This window comes from Prevotella veroralis DSM 19559 = JCM 6290 (genome assembly GCF_000377625.1).
Classification (GTDB): domain Bacteria; phylum Bacteroidota; class Bacteroidia; order Bacteroidales; family Bacteroidaceae; genus Prevotella; species Prevotella veroralis.
Map to the genome: position 1 here is coordinate 20,787 of NZ_KB898336.1, position 19,262 is coordinate 40,048.

14 protein-coding genes are annotated in these 19,262 nt (G+C 43.0%); 11 read left to right on the forward strand and 3 right to left on the reverse strand.

All coding sequences use genetic code 11. The features are described from left to right. Positions 1–8 precede the first annotated feature (8 nt). The 4 genes from D464_RS0110105 to mutL all read left to right on the forward strand — a co-directional run bounded on the left by D464_RS0110105 (position 9) and on the right by mutL (position 5,653). Complete coding sequence (locus tag D464_RS0110105) at positions 9–1,445, forward strand: peptidylprolyl isomerase (RefSeq protein WP_018911300.1); 1,437 nt, start codon at positions 9–11, stop codon at positions 1,443–1,445. Between the two features lie 95 nt (positions 1,446–1,540). Then, a complete protein-coding gene (locus tag D464_RS0110110) occupies positions 1,541–3,373 on the forward strand; it encodes an OstA-like protein (RefSeq protein WP_018911301.1) in 1,833 nt (610 codons plus the stop codon). Between the two features lie 107 nt (positions 3,374–3,480). After that, positions 3,481–3,768 (forward strand): hypothetical protein, encoded by a 288-nt coding sequence (locus D464_RS0110115; RefSeq protein ID WP_018911302.1) that lies wholly within the window; start codon positions 3,481–3,483, stop codon positions 3,766–3,768. A 13-nt stretch (positions 3,769–3,781) separates the two neighbouring features. After that, entirely contained in the window at positions 3,782–5,653 is a 1,872-nt protein-coding gene (gene mutL, locus D464_RS0110120; protein ID WP_018911303.1) for a DNA mismatch repair endonuclease MutL, read from the forward strand. A 473-nt stretch (positions 5,654–6,126) separates the two neighbouring features. Here mutL and lipA read toward each other — a convergent pair whose 3' ends face one another. After that, complete coding sequence (lipA, locus tag D464_RS13435) at positions 6,127–7,947, reverse strand: lipoyl synthase (protein WP_018911304.1); 1,821 nt, start codon at positions 7,945–7,947, stop codon at positions 6,127–6,129. A 439-nt stretch (positions 7,948–8,386) separates the two neighbouring features. On the opposite strand from lipA, the gene D464_RS0110130 reads away from it, so the two are divergent. Beyond that, entirely contained in the window at positions 8,387–8,797 is a 411-nt protein-coding gene (locus tag D464_RS0110130) for an FMN-binding protein (protein WP_004382329.1), read from the forward strand. Positions 8,798–8,825: 28 nt separating this feature from the next. Next, positions 8,826–9,110, forward strand: coding sequence for a putative quinol monooxygenase (locus tag D464_RS0110135; RefSeq protein ID WP_018911305.1), 285 nt, complete (start codon positions 8,826–8,828; stop codon positions 9,108–9,110). A 307-nt stretch (positions 9,111–9,417) separates the two neighbouring features. Here the strand turns inward: D464_RS0110135 and D464_RS0110140 are convergent, their stop codons facing one another. Next, positions 9,418–10,431, reverse strand: coding sequence for an aspartate-semialdehyde dehydrogenase (locus D464_RS0110140; protein WP_018911306.1), 1,014 nt, complete (start codon positions 10,429–10,431; stop codon positions 9,418–9,420). 234 nt (positions 10,432–10,665) lie between these two features. On the opposite strand from D464_RS0110140, the gene D464_RS0110145 reads away from it, so the two are divergent. From D464_RS0110145 to D464_RS0110165, 5 genes are all read left to right on the forward strand, one after another. Next, on the forward strand, positions 10,666–11,769 hold the full coding sequence (locus tag D464_RS0110145) for a PDDEXK nuclease domain-containing protein (protein ID WP_018911307.1): 1,104 nt from the start codon (positions 10,666–10,668) through the stop codon (positions 11,767–11,769). A 494-nt stretch (positions 11,770–12,263) separates the two neighbouring features. Next, a complete protein-coding gene (locus D464_RS0110150; RefSeq protein WP_018911308.1) occupies positions 12,264–14,381 on the forward strand; it encodes a cation:proton antiporter in 2,118 nt (705 codons plus the stop codon). A 58-nt stretch (positions 14,382–14,439) separates the two neighbouring features. Then, on the forward strand, positions 14,440–15,135 hold the full coding sequence (locus tag D464_RS0110155; protein ID WP_026284687.1) for an ABC transporter ATP-binding protein: 696 nt from the start codon (positions 14,440–14,442) through the stop codon (positions 15,133–15,135). Positions 15,136–15,242: 107 nt separating this feature from the next. Then, a complete protein-coding gene (locus tag D464_RS0110160) occupies positions 15,243–16,112 on the forward strand; it encodes a CvfB family protein (RefSeq protein WP_018911309.1) in 870 nt (289 codons plus the stop codon). 50 nt (positions 16,113–16,162) lie between these two features. Next, positions 16,163–17,047, forward strand: coding sequence for a tRNA threonylcarbamoyladenosine dehydratase (locus D464_RS0110165; protein WP_018911310.1), 885 nt, complete (start codon positions 16,163–16,165; stop codon positions 17,045–17,047). Positions 17,048–17,803: 756 nt separating this feature from the next. Here the strand turns inward: D464_RS0110165 and D464_RS0110170 are convergent. Then, a complete protein-coding gene (locus D464_RS0110170; protein ID WP_004382282.1) occupies positions 17,804–19,261 on the reverse strand; it encodes a TrkH family potassium uptake protein in 1,458 nt (485 codons plus the stop codon). Between the last annotated feature and the right edge of the window lies 1 nt (position 19,262).

Consider the following 19,262-nt stretch of genomic DNA (forward strand, 5'->3'; position numbering starts at 1 on the left):
GAAATCAGATGAAGATAAATAAATGTAAGACAGGTGCTTTGCTGATAGGCGTTACGCTCGTTGCAATGGGTTTGCATGCAGGTGGCTTTCGTGCCTCTGCACCGTTAGTTCTAACTGATTCGGTAGATACGAACCAGGTTGCTAAAGCCAACAATGTAGTCGATGAGGTGATATGGGTAGTGGGTGATGAACCGATATTAAAGTCCGAAGTCGAGATCATGAAACTACAAGGAGAAGCAGAGGGAATGAAGTGGGATGGAGACCCAGAGTGTGTGTTGCCTGAACAAATAGCAGTGCAGAAACTCTTCCTTCATCAGGCTGCTCTTGATAGCGTAGAGGTGACTGAGTCTGAGATTGCACAGGGAGTTGATCAACAAATCAACTACTGGATTTCCTTGCCACAAATAGGTTCTAAGGAGAAATTAGAGGAGTTCCAGCATAAGAGTATAGCGCAACTTAGACAAGACTTACACGATGATTATAAGAATCGTCAGTTGGTTCAGAAGATGCAAGCAAAGCTCGTTGGAGATGTGAAAGTATCACCTGCTGAAGTGCGCGAGTACTTTAGGAAGTTACCAGTGGATAGTATTCCTATGATTCCAACTACCGTTGAAGTGGAGATTCTAACACAAACTCCTAAAGTCGAGCCAGAGGAAGTTAATCGCATTAAAAACCAACTACGTGACTATACGGATCGTGTAACAAAGGGAGAAACATCCTTTGCCACCTTAGCACGTTTGTACTCCGAAGACCCTGGATCGTCGCGTCAGGGCGGTGAATTAGGTTATATGGGACGAGGTATGTTAGACCCTGCTTTCGCTGCAGTAGCATTCAACTTGACTGATCCGAAGAAGGTTTCTAAGATCGTAGAGAGCGAGTTTGGTTATCATATCATTCAGTTGATTGACCGTCGAGGAGATAAGATTAATTGTCGTCATATCCTATTGAAACCTCGTGTATCAATGGCTTCTATTGATGCTGCAAAAGAACGCTTAGACTCTATTGGACGTGATCTTCGCAAAGAGAAGTTCACGTTTGAGGATGCCACCGCATACCTTTCTGACGACAAAGATACGAAGAATAACCATGGACTCATGGTCAACTCATCAGGGGACGAACGCACCTCTCGCTTCAAGATGAAGGACTTACCAACAGAAGTAGCACGAGTTGTTGACACCATGAAAGTCGGTGAGATCTCTGCTCCTTTTCAGATGGTTAACAATCGAGGAAAGGTCGTTTGTGCTATCGTAAAGCTAAAGAGTCGTACCGACGAACATAGAGCTACGATAACAGAAGACTTTCAAACTATGCGTGACATCGTTACTGCTCACCGTCGTCAAGAGATAATTCATGACTGGGTAGTAAGCAAGATTAAGAACACTTATGTTCGAATGAATCCTCGCTACAAGGATTGTAAGTTCAAGTATGAAGGTTGGATTAAATGACATTAGAAAACACTTATATATATAAGCTTTGCGGGCATAGAATCATGTTAATCACGATTCTATGCCTGCTTGGGTTATGCTATAACCACCCTTCTATGGCTCAGAAAGTGACGGAAAAGAAGGGTAGTAAGTTCTATATAGACCATGCCGATAACCTTAGACACAACCAGATGTTGATGCCAGATGTGCAGATTGCAAAGGGTAATGTTCGGTTGCGTTATAAGGGCATGACGCTTAGTTGTGATAGTGCATACTTCAACGAACAGTCGAATTGGTTTAAAGCTTTCGGTAAAGTTCATGTAACTCGACCGGGTGGAGTGACGCTTGATTGTCATCGTCTTCACTATGATGGCATGTCTCAAATGGTTCATGTTAGAGAAAAGGTTGTGGTTCGTCAGCCAGGAAAGTCACTACGTTGTGATAGCTTAGACTATAACATGATATCGAAAGTTGCTAATTACTTCGGTGGTCGTGGAACCTTGGTTTACAATGGAAATACCGTTATTGCCGATCAAGGTGATTATAATACAGAGAGCCACGATGCCAACTTCTTCGGTAATGTTGTTATGTTTACTCCTAAGTACAGGATCACAACTCCAGAGGCACATGGTAATACAGAAACAGGCTTGGTACATGTTGTTGGCAAGTCAGTTATTCGAACAGCAAAGGGCGAAGTTGTGCATACTAACGATGGAACTTATAATAGTCGAACTGACAACATGGAGCTTAATGGTCATTCAACGATTACATCTCCCAAGCAAGATGTAGAGGGAGATAACATCGTTTATAACAGTTCGACGGGTGAAGCCGAAGGGCATGGTAATGTAAAGATAGTCGACAAGGCAAATAACAGAACCGTAATAGGTCAAGACGTATTCTATAATGAGAAGACTGGTCATAGCACTGCTCGTGGTAATGTGAAGATCGATGATCGCCGACAAAAGAGAGTGATAACTGGCGATGAAGTAATCTACAATGCCAAGTCTGGATATAGTGAGGGACATGGTAATGTGAAGATTATTGATAAGCTAAACCAGCGTACAATCACTGGTCGCGACCTTACTTATAATAGCAACACTCACGAAGGAACAGGGGAAGGGAACGTCTATTATATAGACGAGAAACAGAAACATGCCTTCAAGGGAGACTATCTTCACTATACTGACTCGGCGGCTATTGCTTTTGGTGGAAAGCCTGGTCCGATAGCAAAAGACTTCTCCCAGGGTGACACACTATTCGTTCATGCCGACACAATTAGTATGAAGGGATTCTACATGAACACGCCTAAGATGTATCGTGAAATCTATGGAGTCAACAACGTGAGGGCGTTTCGCACGGATGTACAAGCCGTATGTGGATTCCTTGTTGCTAATACGAAAGACTCCTGTATGACTATGTATGACTACCCAATAGTATGGAGTGGTAACCGTCAACTAGTTGGTGATTCGATCAAGGCATACATGAATGACTCCACCATTCGACAGGCTTTTGTCTATGGTAATGCGTTCTCTATTGAAACGCTTCCAGATAAGCAACACTATAATCAAATATCGTCACGTGACATGCGCGCAGACTTTGTCAATGGTGCTGTTAGGCGTGTGGACGCATGGGGAAACGTAGAAGTTGTGTTCTATCATACCGATAAAGACAGTACGTTGATAGGGCATAATTACACGGAGACAGATACCCTTCGTATGTTCATAACACCCGAACGTAAGTTGAAAAAAATATGGATGTCCAAGGCAGATGGTGTGATTAGTCCAATGACGCAGATTCCCCCTGATCGCCTGACATTGCCTCACTTTGAGCTTTTTGATAATGTTCGTCCAAAGGATAAGAATGATATCTTCCGTCGTGCAGCACGTAAGACGGCAGCTACCAAGCGTAATGCTCAAGTTATCTTGCCGCCTCGACAACGTATAGAGTGACCCCTCGTCAACCTATTGTCGTAATCATTTACGACAATAGGTAGAATCATTTACGACAATAGGTCAACTTCTCTTCACATTATTAACATCATTAACTCCTTTGAAATATGTTCTTCTTTCAATCATCAAAGCCCCGTCGTTTTCATCATGAATATATGTATGTTGACGAGCGTAAAGAGTTCCTCTCGGATATAGAGAAGCGTGCGAAAAATGAGTTAGAACAGCAAGATGAGCCAAAGGAGGGGTATCGTGAGGGACTTCAAAGGCGTCTTTCTCATAGCTTGCGACCACAAGTTTTGACACACAAATACAATCGTTTCACAGCCATGTGGGTGTCTTTGATACTCTCTGCAGGTGTTATAGCACTGCTTATCTTATTCTTGTTTATTGCTTAAGCATTATTAATCAATGAGTGATATCATACAACTTTTACCCGATAGTGTAGCCAATCAGATTGCTGCGGGAGAGGTTATTCAACGCCCTGCATCCGTTATCAAAGAGCTAGTAGAGAATGCCATCGACGCTGGAGCAACGTCAATTAATGTCTTAGTAGTCGATGCGGGGCGCACATCTATCCAAGTGATTGATAACGGAAAGGGTATGTCAGAGACTGATGCACGCCTCTCTTTCGAGCGTCATGCAACTTCTAAGATACGGAAGGCAGATGATCTTTTCTCACTCCATACCATGGGCTTTCGTGGAGAAGCACTTGCGTCGATTGCTGCGGTGGCGCAGATAGAATTGAAGACACGCATGGCGAATGATGATCTCGGTACTCATCTGTCTATCTCGGGTAGTCGTTTTACGAATCAAGAACCTTGTTCTTGCCCTGTAGGAAGTAATTTCTTGGTTGAGAATCTCTTCTTCAATGTACCTGCACGACGCAAGTTTTTGAAGTCGAACACCACCGAATTGAATAATATCATCAATGCTTTTGAACGCATTGTATTGGTTTATCCACATATAGCCTTTACCTTATATAGTAATGGAACAGAGCTTTTTAATCTGCGATCATGCAACTATAGACAGCGAATTGTTGAGGTGTTTGGGAAGAGACTGAACCAAGATCTCTTGGCAATAGACGTTGACACGAGTCTATGTCATATCCATGGCTTTGTTGGGAAACCAGAGTCTGCACGCAAGAAGACGCCCCAGCAGTACTTCTTCGTTAATGAACGTTATATGAAACACCCGTATTTTCATAAGGCGGTTATCACTGCGTTCGATCGACTTATCCCTCAGGGCGAGCAGATTCCTTACTTTCTTTATTTTGAAGTACCGCCTACGAACATTGATGTAAACATTCATCCGACAAAGACGGAGATAAAGTTTGAGAATGAGCAAGCCATCTGGCAGATTCTTTTAGCAGCTGTGAAAGAAGCCGTGGGACGCTTTAATGACATTCCTTCGATTGACTTTGACACCGAAGGGAAGCCTGATATTCCAGTATTCGACCCTCATTCGGGAACTAAAGCACCGAAGGTTGAAATAAACCCATCGTTCAATCCCTTTAAACAAACTGCCCAACCGCAGAAGCCGAGTGTGCCAGAGGGTTGGGAGGAGTTGTACTCTGGTTTAGACGGTAATGCTGAGATACGCCAGTCAAAACTCTTTGAACAAGATGATTTAGATGTTAATACGACTCCAACAGATGAGAGTTTGATTATTTCATCAGCCTCTACAGCCTCTGCAAACGAGTCGATGATAGAGGAAAAGTCACCTTCGCACTATCAGTATAAGGGTAGTTATATCATGACAGCGGTGAAGTCTGGCTTGATGATTATCGACCAGCACCGTGCTCATATACGCATTTTATATGAGGAGTACTTGCGCCAGTTGTCATCTCATAAGGCTCATTCGCAAAAGGTTCTATTCCCTGAAGTGGTGCAATTCACGGTATCTGACAAGTTAATCATCGATCGCATCCTCCCTGAAATGGCAGATATGGGCTTCCAATTGGATAGTCTCGGTGGTGATAGTTATGCAGTGAATGGAGTGCCAGCAGGCATCGAAGGGCTCAATGCTGTTAGTCTTATTCAAGATATGGTGGCATCAGCTGTGGAGAGTGGGGCAAGTGTGAAGGAAGATATCGATCGTACACTCGCTTTGAGTTTAGCACGTAATGCCGCTATTCCACAGGGTCAGGTATTGACCAATAGTGAGATGGATAACCTTGTGAATGAGCTTTTCACTTGTGAAAATGTCAATTACACGCCATCTGGCGAACCGATTATTGCGGTTATGAAGCAGCATGATATTGAATATTTGTTTGATAGTTAAGAAGTGTAGACAGCATTATTCGCAACCTAAGTAGCACCCCAAAGTAGGGACAGACGCCCTCGTCTGTCCGCCCAAATGTGGTATGTATCAATGGAAACAGGGATTTTGAGCGGACAGACGAAGGCGTCTGTCCCTACTTTGGGGTGGCGTTACAGCCCTCTTGTTCCTATATTCCTCTGTCATAGAAATATGTCATTAAAACAGCATGTCATTATGTCATTCTGTCTAAAACCACGTCTCCTCTATCTTAGAAATATGCCATTAAAAGAACATATCATTATGTCTTTATGTCTAAAAACACGCCTCTTCTATCTTAGAAATATGTCATTAAAACAGCATGTCATTATGTCATTCTGTTTAAAACCACGTCTCCTCTATCATAGAGATATGTCATTAAAACAACATGTCATTGTGTCATTCTGTCTAAAACCATGTCTGTAAGGGGTAGGGGAGAGCCTATTCTCAACCTTGTTTTACCCCTCTGCAGCATGATAAGAAGAGCGAACCAGCGGTCCACTCACCACATGCTTGAATCCTTTCTCTAATGCAATGCGCTTATAATCGGCAAATTGTTCGGGGGTAATATAAGCTGATACGGGGAGATGATGGGCTGTTGGTTGAAGGTACTGACCCAAGGTTAGACGCTTACAACCCGTTTTGAGAATGTCATCCATCGTCTCTAATATCTCTTCGTGGGTCTCTCCTAAGCCCAACATAAAGCCTGTTTTGGCTGTAATACCGCACTTCGTAATCTCATGCAACACCTCCAAACTTCGGTCATATCGTGCTACTGAACGCACGGAAGGTGTCAGTCGGCGTACAGTCTCCATGTTATGACCAGCCACATGAGGCTTTGTTGCCATCACCTGACGTATGAGTTCGGCTTTACCCATAAAGTCAGGGATAAGTAGTTCGACCTTTGTTTCGGGGTTCAAACGCTGTATTTCCTTGATAGTCTGTACCCAATGTGCTGCTCCGTAGTCGTCTAAATCGTCACGATCAACCGATGTGATGACGGCATAACGCAGTCCTAAAGCCTTGATGGATTCGGCTACTCTTGTTGGTTCGTTGCTATCTAATGCTCTTGGTCGCCCACTCAAAGTGTTGCAGAAACGGCATTTTCGGGTGCAGATATCGCCCCCAATCATCAGAGTTGCCGTGCGTGCCATCCAACATTCAGCCCTGTTTGGACATAAGCCACTCGTACAGATGGTGTTCATGTGGTGTTTCGACAAGATCCCTGCAGTCTCACCAGTAGACTTCTTCGATGTTAGATCAATCTTTAACCACTCTGGTTTCATCACGTGTGGTTTGCGTCCAAAGAGCAAGCGGAGCAGTTGTGAGAGTTGAAAGCCACGTATGATAGTCGACAAATCAGTGTTTTCTAAAATATTTTCAACAGCCTCTCTCGTAAACTCCACGCCTTTTAATGGTTTCAGAAGAGCGTTATCAATATCTCCAAGGAGGAAATAATCGCCCATCAAATTGATGTTTACAATCGTGTTATTCTTTAGTTCTATGTGCGCTTCCAGTGTTCCCACACCCTCGAAACGATGCTTTTTTACAATAGAATATTTCGGATTTTTACCATAAACAAAGCTGTCGGAGGCTAACTCCTGTTCGATTCTTTCAATTCCCAGCATATCCTCTTCGGTCAATTCTAACACCTCACTATGGCAGAATTGCTGTTGGGCATAGCGCATGAAGTCGGTTATTTCAATGTCAGTATATTGTGATACGTTGGTGACACGTTGCCGAACAGAATCGATTCCTTTGCTCTTGAGCTTCGCAAGTGAGGGCGTGAGTGCATCTGAAAGATGCGATAGTTGTGTGTTGAAAAGCAATGAATTATGCAGAACACTGCGATTGTTAAGTTGATAAAAAGCACATCCTGAAACCTTTGTGTCGTTGATGAGGATGTCATTTCGCCCTGATAACTGTGCGTCGATACCAATACTTTGTAGCAAATTAGTCATGCGATTCATGTATTGAACGAAGGCTTCATTCGCATTAGAAAGGTGTGAGATATACGAAAACTGTATGCACCCTTCATCGGCATAGATACATCCTCCACCGCTCTTACGCCTGAATATGTCGATAGAATGTGCCTTGCAATAATCAACGTTCACCTCATTTTCAATCAGTTGATTGCGCCCTAACATCACAGTAGGGGGTACACGCCATGCCAAGAAATAATCATCATCGGGGTAATGATGGGCTACGTATTCTTCGACAGCAAAATAGAAAGGTAGCTGGTGGGACTTATCTTGTTTAGGTAATAGTATATATTTCATTGTTTGGTATTGATAGATACTGCTTACAAATGTACGAACTTTTAGAAAAAGAGACGAAGTATTGGGAATAAAAAAGCAAATGATTCTGTTGTTGATGGTTATGTCTTGTGATGTTGATAAGTTCTTTCTATTTTTGAAGAGATACCCGTTTATGTGGGTGCGGATGGTCCCCTATGTTTGAAAAGGGTTTCTCTTGAGTTAATTTTTAGTTTATTTTCTCTTCGTTGTTCGTTTGTTTTCTTATTAAAAATAGACTATTTTTTCTTATAGGGAAGCCTCTTTTACGCTATTTTTAGGTTCTGTCTGCGATATAGAAAGTGGTTTATAGGCTTATAAGTAGGTGTGTTCTACCATTAAAAAAACAAAAACATCGTGTTAGAAACATAGTTTTTCGTATATTTGCAAGCACACAGATAGCAAATAGATAAAGGTAAAAATAATGTTGAATAAGAAGTTTCTTTCAGCTACCTTCATAGCTTTAGCAATTACAGGTAGCGTTGCTTTTGCTGCAGTCCAGCAGGGAAAGGTGATGTATAAACAAGCAGATGGAACATACGTAGTGAACACCACGACCCTAACTCCAAATGTAAAGGGATTTAAGGGGGCTACTCCTGTGGAGGTTTATATCAAGAATAACAAGGTTGTAAAGGTTGTTCCATTGGCAAATCATGAATCACCTCGATACTTCAACACGGTGAAGCAGAACCTACTCCCTAAGTTTGAAGGAATGAAAGTGGCTAAGGCTGCAAAGGCAGAGCAGGTTGATGGTGCAACAGGTGCTACATTCTCTTCACGTGCAATAAAGGCTAATGTGGCTGCTGCAGTGGCTTATTACAAGAAGAATAAGTAAAGTTTTATCGACTAAATAAGTAGAAATTATGATCAGATTAAACGCTTTTTTCAAGGTAAAAGAGGGTGTTACGACAGCTCAAGTGAAGGCTCTTGCAGACGAGTTAGTGGAAATCTCTCGAAAAGATGAGGGCAACAAAGGTTACGATTTGTTTGAGAGTGCAACCCAACCGGGTGTTTTCATGTTTTGTGAAACATGGGAGAATAAGGTTTGCTTAGCCCGTCATGCCCGTTCAGAGCACTTCACTCGCATTGTTCCTGAGATTGAGAAGCTGACGGAAGGAGGCTTGAGTATAGAACAGTTCGAGCGTTAAAGAAGCCTCACCCCCGCCCCCTCTCCGAATGGAGAGGGGAGTAGATAGTACTAAATCTTACGTTCTTTCGATAGAATAGAGATTATTCCTTTTGGAGGTATCGTACGTCTATTATAAAATAAAAAGAGTTCATTTGCATGATAGCAAATGAACTCTTTTTATTTTTCTTATATGTATCTAACCTCACAGAAGAATGTTATTTGTCTCACAAGTAAACATTATTTAGTCTACAAGCAAGTCTTACTAATCACTCCCCTCTCCATTCGGAGAGGGGGCGGGGGTGAGGCTTTTTTTATAGTCTCTACCCTTACTTCACATCCCCCACCTTAATCAGATACTCTGCAATCTGCACTGCATTCAATGCCGCACCCTTACGTATCTGATCACCAGTAAGCCATAGCGTGTTACCGTTGTCATCGGCTAGATCCTTGCGAATACGACCTACATAGACATCGTCCTTACCTGCACTCTCGAGTGGCATTGGGTACACATAGTGCTGCGGATCATCAACGAGTGTTACGCCAGGAGCCGCCTTCAATGCCTCACGAATCTCTTCAACAGATAGCGGGCGTTCGGTCTCGAACCATACAGCCTCCGAATGGCTGCGGAGTGAAGAGACGCGAACACAGGTCGCAGAAGTGCGTACGTCGGAGTGCATTATTTTACGCGTCTCATTAAACATCTTCATTTCTTCCTTCGTATAGTCGTTCTCTGTCATCTTATCTATTTGTGGGATGACATTGTAAGCGAGCTGGTGTGGAAACTTCTCGATGGTCTTTACCTCACCAGTCTCAACCAGTTCCTTGTATTGTTGTTGCAGTTCTTGCATGGCAGCAGCGCCCGCACCCGATGCACTCTGGTAACTACTGACATGCACCTTCTTGATATGACTGAGCTTATCGATAGGGTTTAAGACAACAACCATCATAATCGTTGTACAGTTAGGGTTGGCTATAATACCACGAGGACGTATGAGGGCATCCTCTGGGTTGATCTCTGGAACAACCAAAGGAACGTCTGCTTCCTGACGGAACTGGCTGGAGTTATCAATCATCACAGCACCGTATCGGGTGATCGTATCGGCAAACTCGGCTGAAGTACCACCGCCTGCGCTGGTGAAAGCAATGTCTACATCCTTGAAATCGTCGTTATGCTGGAGTAGTTTTACTTCATATTCTTTACCCTTAAAAACGTACTTCTTGCCTGCAGAACGCGTTGAACCAAAGAGTACAAGGTCATCCATTGGGAAATTCCTTTCCGCTAAGATGCGTAGGAACTCCTGCCCAACTGCACCGCTAGCACCCACAATTGCTACTTTCATATACTTTGTTTTTATTGTTTTCAATTAATCACTTGTACTTGCAAAAGTACTATTTTTCTTGTAATACAAGCTACAATCTGTCTTTCTTTTAGCCTTTGGTGGGTTATATTTGCCTATATTCAACTTCTTTTGTAACTTTGACCTCGGATTTAATAGAGTACATCTATAACTAAAAACACTTGAGAAGAAGAGAAGTAAGAAGGCTTGAGTTGAACAATCTAAACAATTATAACAATGAATAATACTACACAAGAACCCGAACTTCCAAGCAAAGAGCATTTGTTTGAAGAGAGTTGCTTAATCATCGATGAGGCGCAACATGAGGCGTATCATGCCGTGAATATCGCCCTACTGAAGCGTAATTGGCTGTTAGGAAAGAGGCTGAATGAGGAGCTATTAAAGTATTCCCGTGCTGATTATGGTAAGCGAGTTATACAAGAGTTAAGCGGTCTACTTGTACATAGATATGGTAAGGGTTTCTCTAAGAGTAACCTTTATAATTACATACTCTTTAGTCAACTTTACCCAGACATATTCCAGTTTTCGACTGGAAAATCGGCTCTACATGACATTCTCCAGTCGGTGACTGGAAAATCTTCCATTCGTCTCACTTGGACACATTATAGCGTATTGTTGCAGGTTCGAGATGATGAGGCAAGGGCATGGTATGAGCAGGAAGCTGTTACAGAGGGTTGGAGCGTTAGAACACTCCAGCGTAACGTGAGTAGTCAGTACTACTATCGTCTATTGCAATCTCATCATAAGGAGCTGGTAAGAGAGGAGATGCTAGAGAAAAGCAGTCCACTTGTTGAGAAGTTGGAATTCATTAAAAGCCCTGTTGTTGCAGAGTTCTTAGGATTCACACCGAATACTTCTTTTACGGAAACAGACCTAGAGAGCAGTATTATCAGTAATCTCCAGAAGTTCATCATGGAGCTAGGAAAGGGCTACGCATTCGTTGGGCGCCAGCAACATATCCATACGGAGAAGGAGGATTATTACATCGATTTGGTCTTTTATAACTACTTCCTAAAGTGCTTCGTATTGATGGATCTAAAGACATCAAAGGTTACGCACCAGGATGTGGGGCAGATGGATATGTATGTCAGGATGTTTGATGAGCTCAAACGGACGGATGGTGATAACCCGACCATAGGTATTCTTTTATGTTCGGACACGGATGAAGACATTGCACGATACTCCATACTTCACGATAGTAAACAACTTTTTGCGACAAAGTATAAGCTCTATCTACCCACACAAGAGGAACTGAAGGCAGAGATAGAAGCGCAGAAAGCACAGTATTACTTACAGTTTAAAGGGCAAAATAAGTCGTGATAATTTACGCTCCGGCATATATACAAAGGGTGTAAAATGGGGTTCATCTCTTGAAGTAATATACCTGTTTGATAGTTGGAAGCACTCTTTACCTATTGTAAAGCACAAGCAGTGGAATCGAAATGTATATGTTTAGCATTTCTTTTCCGCTGCTTTTCTTTTTGTTTCTTCGGTGTTCTGTATTGTTTTGAAGCATAAGTAATAGTATTATCTAAGTGTGATAATTAATTATCTAAGCGTGATAATTAGTTATCTAAGTCTGATAATACTTTATCACGCTTAGATAATAAGAAAAGATACGTATTCCGTGAATGCAGAATACGTATGTAAAGAATACGGGAGCCGCAGGAACTGAATGCGGAAAGCGTATGTAAGTGTGGGGAACAAAGTATATTGACTTAAATTTTGGCTTATATAATTTATGAATATATGCTAAGATGGAATGTTGCCAAACTTTTTTAGTAACTTTGCAAGCAATAAGTTAATAGACATTCATGTTGCATTTATCACAGTATTTCCCTATAGCCGACCCGACACTGATATTCTTTGTGGTGCTTTTGATGATACTTATTTCACCTATCATCATGGGTCGATTGCGCATACCTCATATCATTGGTATGGTGTTGGCGGGAGTTATCGTTGGTAAGTACGGGCTGAATATCTTGGAGCGTGATGCTTCATTCGAGTTATTCGGGCGTGTTGGCTTGTATTATATTATGTTCTTAGCGGGGCTTGAGATGGATATGGAGGGGCTGAAGAAGAATCGTAATCGGGTGATGATCTTCGGGCTGTTAACCTTCCTTTGTCCGTTTATTATGACTTATCTGATGGGCGTTAGTTTGTTGAGTTATACGCCATTAGCCGCATTGTTACTCGCTGCTATTATGGCATCGAACACGCTGATAGCCTATCCGATCGTAGGAAGATATGGACTGACACGGCACACAAGTTCGACGTTGAGTGTTGGCTCTTCCATGATGGCACTCTTCATTGCTTTGATCGTGATGGCATCAATCGTCAATAGCTTCCATGGCGGTGGGGGAGTTGGCTTCTGGTTGTTCTTCGTTGTGAAGTTTGTTGTTTATTGTGCTGGACTAATCTTCTTTATACCCCGTCTTGCTCGTTGGTTCTTGCGCCGTTATTCTGATGCTGTTATGCAGTTTATCTTCATCTTAGCGGTTGTATTTCTTTCGGCTTCTTTATCTGATGCTGTTGGCTTAGAGGGCATCTTTGGTGCATTCTTGTCTGGTTTGATCCTAAATAGATATGTTCCGAAGGTTTCTCCGTTGATGAATCGCATTGAGTTTACGGGTAATGCGCTGTTCATTCCTTACTTCCTAATTGGTGTGGGAATGTTGATCAATGTTCGTTTACTCTTCTCTGGCACCAACATCTTATGGGTGGTCTTTTGCCTTGTTGTCTTTGGAACATTGGGTAAGGCAGTGGCAGCATATATTGCCGCAAGACTCTTTAAGATGTCGAAGATGTCGGGGCACATGATGTTCGGTCTTACGAGTGCGCACGCCGCAGGTGCTATTGCCATGGTGATGGTGGGGCGTCGCTTGGAGGTTTCTCCCGGAGTTTACCTCTTTGGAGATGAGGTGTTGAATGGTATTGTGATTATGATACTCTTCACTTGTATCATATCAACATTGGTTACAGAGTGGGCTGCTCAGCGCATTCGTTTACAAGAGAAAGAGGAACCAGAGATGGTGAAGACGCTTAACGACGAGAAGATTCTTATTCCTGTGAAGTATCCTGAATATGCAGAGAGTTTGGTCTCTATGGCTATAATGATGCGTAATCCACGACTAAAGAAGGAGCTTGTCGCCCTAAATGTAGTGTATGATGATGTTAATATGCGGCATAATCAAGTGGAGGGGCAGCGTTTGTTGGAACAGATTCATCGGTTAGCTAGTTCTTCAGATGTACCAATGACAACGCAGGTGCGCATAGCGGCGAATATTGCTAATGGTATCAAACATGCTTTTAAAGAGTTTCAGACATCTGAGATACTTATGGGGTTGCACTTCCATAAGGATATAAATAAGAACTTTTGGGGGGAGTTCACACGTAGTTTGTATAATGGATTGAGCCGACAAATTATCATTACTCGTATTACCCAACCCCTGAATACGATAAGAAGAATACAAGTTGCAGTGCCTTCTCGTGCAGAGTTTGAGCCTGGTTTCTATCGTTGGTTAGAGCGATTGGCACGTCTGGCAGGTAATTTGGAGTGCCGTATCGTGTTTCATGGTCGCCGCGAGAGTTTGCAACTCATAACGGAGTTCATTCGTAATAGATTCCCTAGTGTGCGTGCCGAGTACGAGGAGATGTATCATTGGAAAGAACTTCCAGATTTGGCAACACGTGTGAAGGCTGATCAGCTATTTGTGATCGTCACAGCTCGTAAGGGTACAATTTCTTATAAGAGTGCGATGGAACGATTACCAGAAGAGGTGAATCGCTACTTCAAGGGTAAGACACTGATGATAATTTTTCCTGATCAGTATGGCAATCGTATGGACGATATGACGTTTGCTCAACCACAACATACGGAGGAACGCAGTGCTTACGAGGCTGTGAGAGAGTGGATTCATAATAAGGTGTAAGAGGGTATTAGGCTAATAAGCCCAATAAGGCTAATAGCCCCAATAAAAGAATAGCATTATGATAGATATTAAGAACATAACCAAGAGTTTCGGTTCACTGCAGGTGCTGAAGGGTATCGACTTGCATATTAATAAAGGAGAAGTGGTGAGCATTGTCGGACCGTCAGGTGCTGGTAAGACAACCTTATTGCAGATTATCGGTACCCTGGATAAGCCTGATAGTGGTTCTGTCATTGTCGATGGAATTGACGTTGGGAGTCTTTCAACGGGGAAGTTGAGCGACTTCCGTAACCAACATCTCGGCTTTGTATTCCAGTTCCATCAACTCTTACCAGAGTTCACAGCCCTTGAGAACATCATGATTCCTGCTTACATTGCAGGCAGAAAGACGAAGGAAGCACGTCAGCGCGCAGAGGAGTTATTAGCGTTTATGGGGTTGAGTGACCGTGCAAGTCATAAGCCCAACGAACTATCAGGTGGTGAGAAGCAGCGTGTGGCAGTAGCTCGAGCATTGGTAAACAATCCATCTGTCATCCTTGCCGATGAGCCTTCAGGTAGTTTGGACACAAAGAACAAAGAAGAGTTGCATCAACTCTTCTTCGATCTCCGCGATAAGTTCGGTCAGACTTTCGTCATAGTTACTCATGATGAAGGGCTTGCACACATAACAGATAGAACGATACATCTCAAAGATGGTATGATAGAAAGCCTCCCCCAACCCCTACAGAAGGAGGGAGTGCTGTTATCGAGATAGAGAATGAGTAGATTCTTAGAATGATAAGTCTGTTACTTAAAGAATGTTGTTCTTATGTTACTCTGTCTTATAAGAGATTATCTTGTCTTCAACTATAAAGGGTTATTATGTCTAAAATAAAGCTCGGAGCATACAACACGCTCACTGTATTAAAGATTGCCTTACGTGAAGGCAATGGAGAACCATTTGGACTTTTCCTCGATGGAGGATCAGATGGTGAGATTCTCATGCCTCAGAAGTATGTGCCAGAAAGTACTGAGATAGGTGATGAGATAGAAGTGTTTGTCTATCTTGACCAAGACGAACGCCCTATTGCTACGACCGAAGAACCTCTGGCACAGGTGGGCGACTTTGCTTACTTGGAGTGTTCGTGGGTCAATGAGTATGGTGCATTCCTTTCGTGGGGTGTGATGAAAGACCTCTTTTGTCCGTTCCGTGAGCAGAAAAAGCGCATGGTAATGGGCAATTCATATATTGTGCATATCCATTTGGATGAGGATAGTTATCGCCTTGTGGCGTCTGCTAAAGTGGAACATTATCTTGACGAACGTCGACCACGTGATTATAAGCATGGACAGAAGGTTGATCTTCTTGTATGGCAGAAGACAGATCTTGGTTTTAAGGTGATTGTTGATAACCAGTATCCAGGTCTTATCTATGAAGATCAGGTGTTCCAATATGTTCACACTGGCGACCGATTGAAGGGTTACATATCCACTGTTCGCCCCGATGGAAAGATTGATTGTACACTCCAACCCACAGGGCAGCAGCATGCAGAAGACTTTGCAGAGGTGCTCCTCCAGTATCTCCGTGAGCATAATGGCATCTGCGACCTTGGCGATAAGAGCGAAGCAGAAGATATCAAGCGTCGTTTCCAGGTATCGAAGAAAGTGTATAAGCGAGCTATTGGCGATCTTTACAAGCGCCGGCTCATCACTGTTGAACCATTGTCTATACGCTTAGTCGGCGAGCAATGATCTTTTTAACTCGCTTTCTTTGCAGCCCAAATAAAGGATAATAAAATACAATGCAGAATCAATTTTCAAGAACCCAACTCCTCCTTGGTAAGCCTGCTATCGACACCTTGAATGGTAGTCGTGTCGCTGTCTTTGGTGTTGGAGGCGTTGGTGGATATGTTGTGGAAGTCTTGGCACGCAGTGGCGTGGGAGCTATTGATGTTATTGATGACGACCGTGTTTGTTTGACGAATGTCAATCGTCAACTCCTTGCCACCACTCGAACAGTGGGGAAGCATAAAGTAGATGTAGCAGAAGAGCGTATTCACTCTATCAATCCTCGTTGTATTGTACGAAAATATCAAACATTTTATCTGCCCGACAATGCTGATCAATTCGACTTCTCACATTATGATTATGTCATTGATTGCATTGATACAGTAACAGCTAAGCTCGATCTCATCTATCGTTCTCATGAGTTGAATATCCCATTGCTCTCTTGTATGGGTGCAGCTTATAAACTGGATGCCACGCAGTTTCGTGTGACCGACATCTTCAAGACTATTAACGACCCACTGGCGAAGGTGATTCGTAAGAAACTTCGTAAGACAAAGATTAAGCATCTTAAAGTAGTATATAGTCCTGAAGAACCGCTTGAGAGTATAGAACAACCCGAAATCTCTTGTCGTTTCCATTGTATCTGCCCTGATAAGGATATGCGTAAGTGCACCGATCGCCATACTATTCCCAATTCTAATGCGTGGGTACCAGCTGCGGCTGGACTTATTGCAGGTGGAGAAGCTGTGAAAGATCTTATCAATCTAGCCCACACTATGCGCATTCGCCCTGAAGAAGAAGCTACCAGTGAGCCTGCCCGCATCGCACGTGAGCGTGCTGCAAAGATGTTGGAAGAATATAAAAGGCTCAAAGCAGAGAAGGCAGTAGTAAGTAAATAAATTTCTCTATAAGCGATTTATACGACATCGTGATTGATATTCGATAATTCGAACTTACGAAAAGAAAATTATAAAGGACATTTGGTGATCTCTTATCTTCCAGATGCCCTTTATTCATAGCAAGTTTCTAAGTTTAAGACAGTTCTATCAGATCAAAACACACTAACATTTGTAATTTTTGTCCGCTTATAGACCCTCTTGGACGTAGGTGCATTAAAGAAAGCCTCTCTTTGATTCCCCACTCATTATTTACCTCTATTGAATGTGATGCTGCAAAGTAGGGACAGACGCCCTCGGCTGGAAATCCCACCCAGCCTCCCCCAAGGGGAGGAGTGCCTCACGGAGGATTGTATGAATAGATCTTCCCTTATCTATATAGTACTACAAAGTAGGGAAGGACGCCCTCGACTGGAAACCCCACCCAGCCTCCCCCAAGGGGAGGAGTACCTCACGGAGGATTGTATGAATAGCTCTCCCCTTATCTATATAGTACTACAAAGTAGGGACAGACGCCCTCGTCTGTCCGCTTGTAAATCCCTAAATAACATCCCATTAGGCTACATCCCCTCCTTTGGATGGGCTTAGGGAGGCTTTTATTGGCAGTATTTTTGCGGACAGACGAGGGCGTCTGTCCCTACTTGATAGTACTATATTCTATTGAACAAATAACCAGTTTACTCGTCAACCTGTCCACTCGTCAACTCTACCTAATCATAATTTTGAATTGTGAATTATGAATTTTGAATTATTAAAGGGCTAATTCTTCTTCCAAAAAGCAGGTGTGAAGAGGACGAGAACAGTGAATAACTCCAGTCGACCAACAAGCATTAAGAACGAACAAATCCACTTTGCTAAGTCGGGAAGTTGCGCCCATGACATCGTAGGACCAATCTCCATGCCTAACGTCGGACCGACATTTCCAAGACTACTTAACGTGATGGTGATAGCGTTAGTATTGTCAATTCCTAGGGCAATCATCGTGAATGCACAGAAAAGAGTTAGGATGAGATAGAGCCCAACAAAGCCTAGTAAGGTTACACGTTTCGATTGCGAGATATTGACACCATCGATCTTCATGGGTAGAACAGCATTCGGATGGAGGATCTGACGGAACTCATTTCGAACTACTTTAAGCAACATCACACCTCGAATACTCTTCAGTCCGCCACTCGTCGAACCTGAACATCCACCGAAGAACATACACGCTGCGAGTACAACCCACGTCACATGAGGCCACTTACCAGCGTCATCACTAAAGAGACCAGTCGTTGTGATGAATGAAACAACTTGGAAGATGGCACTGCGGAAAGCGTGTTCTATGTCGTAGTGATTACGCCAAACGAGTTCGAAAGTGATGAAGATTGCAAAGGAAAGAACCATGATAGTATAGAGACGGAACTCACTGTTCTTAAAGAGTTTCTTAATATCCATCCCTATAACTGATGCATATAATAAGGTGAAGTTTACGCCTGAAAGGAAGCAAAACAATGCACATACATATTCCTCCGCAGGCGAGTGGAAGGTCATAATTGAGCCACTCTCCGTAGCGAAGCCACCTGTTGCTGTACTCGTCATAGAATAGTTGAAGGCATCGAACCAGCCCATTCCACAAACCTTATAACTAAGGATGCAGGCGGTAGTTAACACTAAATAGACTATCCAAAGCCACTTAGCACTGGTGCTGATACGCGGATGTAACTTACTCTTAATAGGTCCTGTTGCCTCTGCAGCAAACACCTTTACCGACCCACCCACTAGAGAAGGAAGGATGGCAATAGTAAAGAACACGATACCTAAACCACCTATCCATTGGGTCAACGAACGCCAGAAGAGTAAGCCTTTCGGTAGTTTCTCGGGGAAGTCGAGGATGGTTGCTCCCGTAGTTGTGAAGCCTGACATAGCTTCAAAGAAAGCATCAGTAAAACTCGGAATATAGCCACTGATCATGGAAGGAAGTGTGCCATAGAGGGTGAAAAGTATCCACGATATGGTCACAACAAAGTAAGCATCACGACGTCCTAATAGGTTATCTGCATTGCGTCCAAGGATTCGGAAGATGAATCCAGAGCCTACTGTGATTAAGATACTCCACACAAATGGTAGTATATCATCGCCCTGATACCATATAGAAACAAAGAGGCAACACAGCAACAACACTCCCTCTATCCACAAGAGAGAGCCCAGAATCTTGGATATAAGTTTCAGATTCAACATA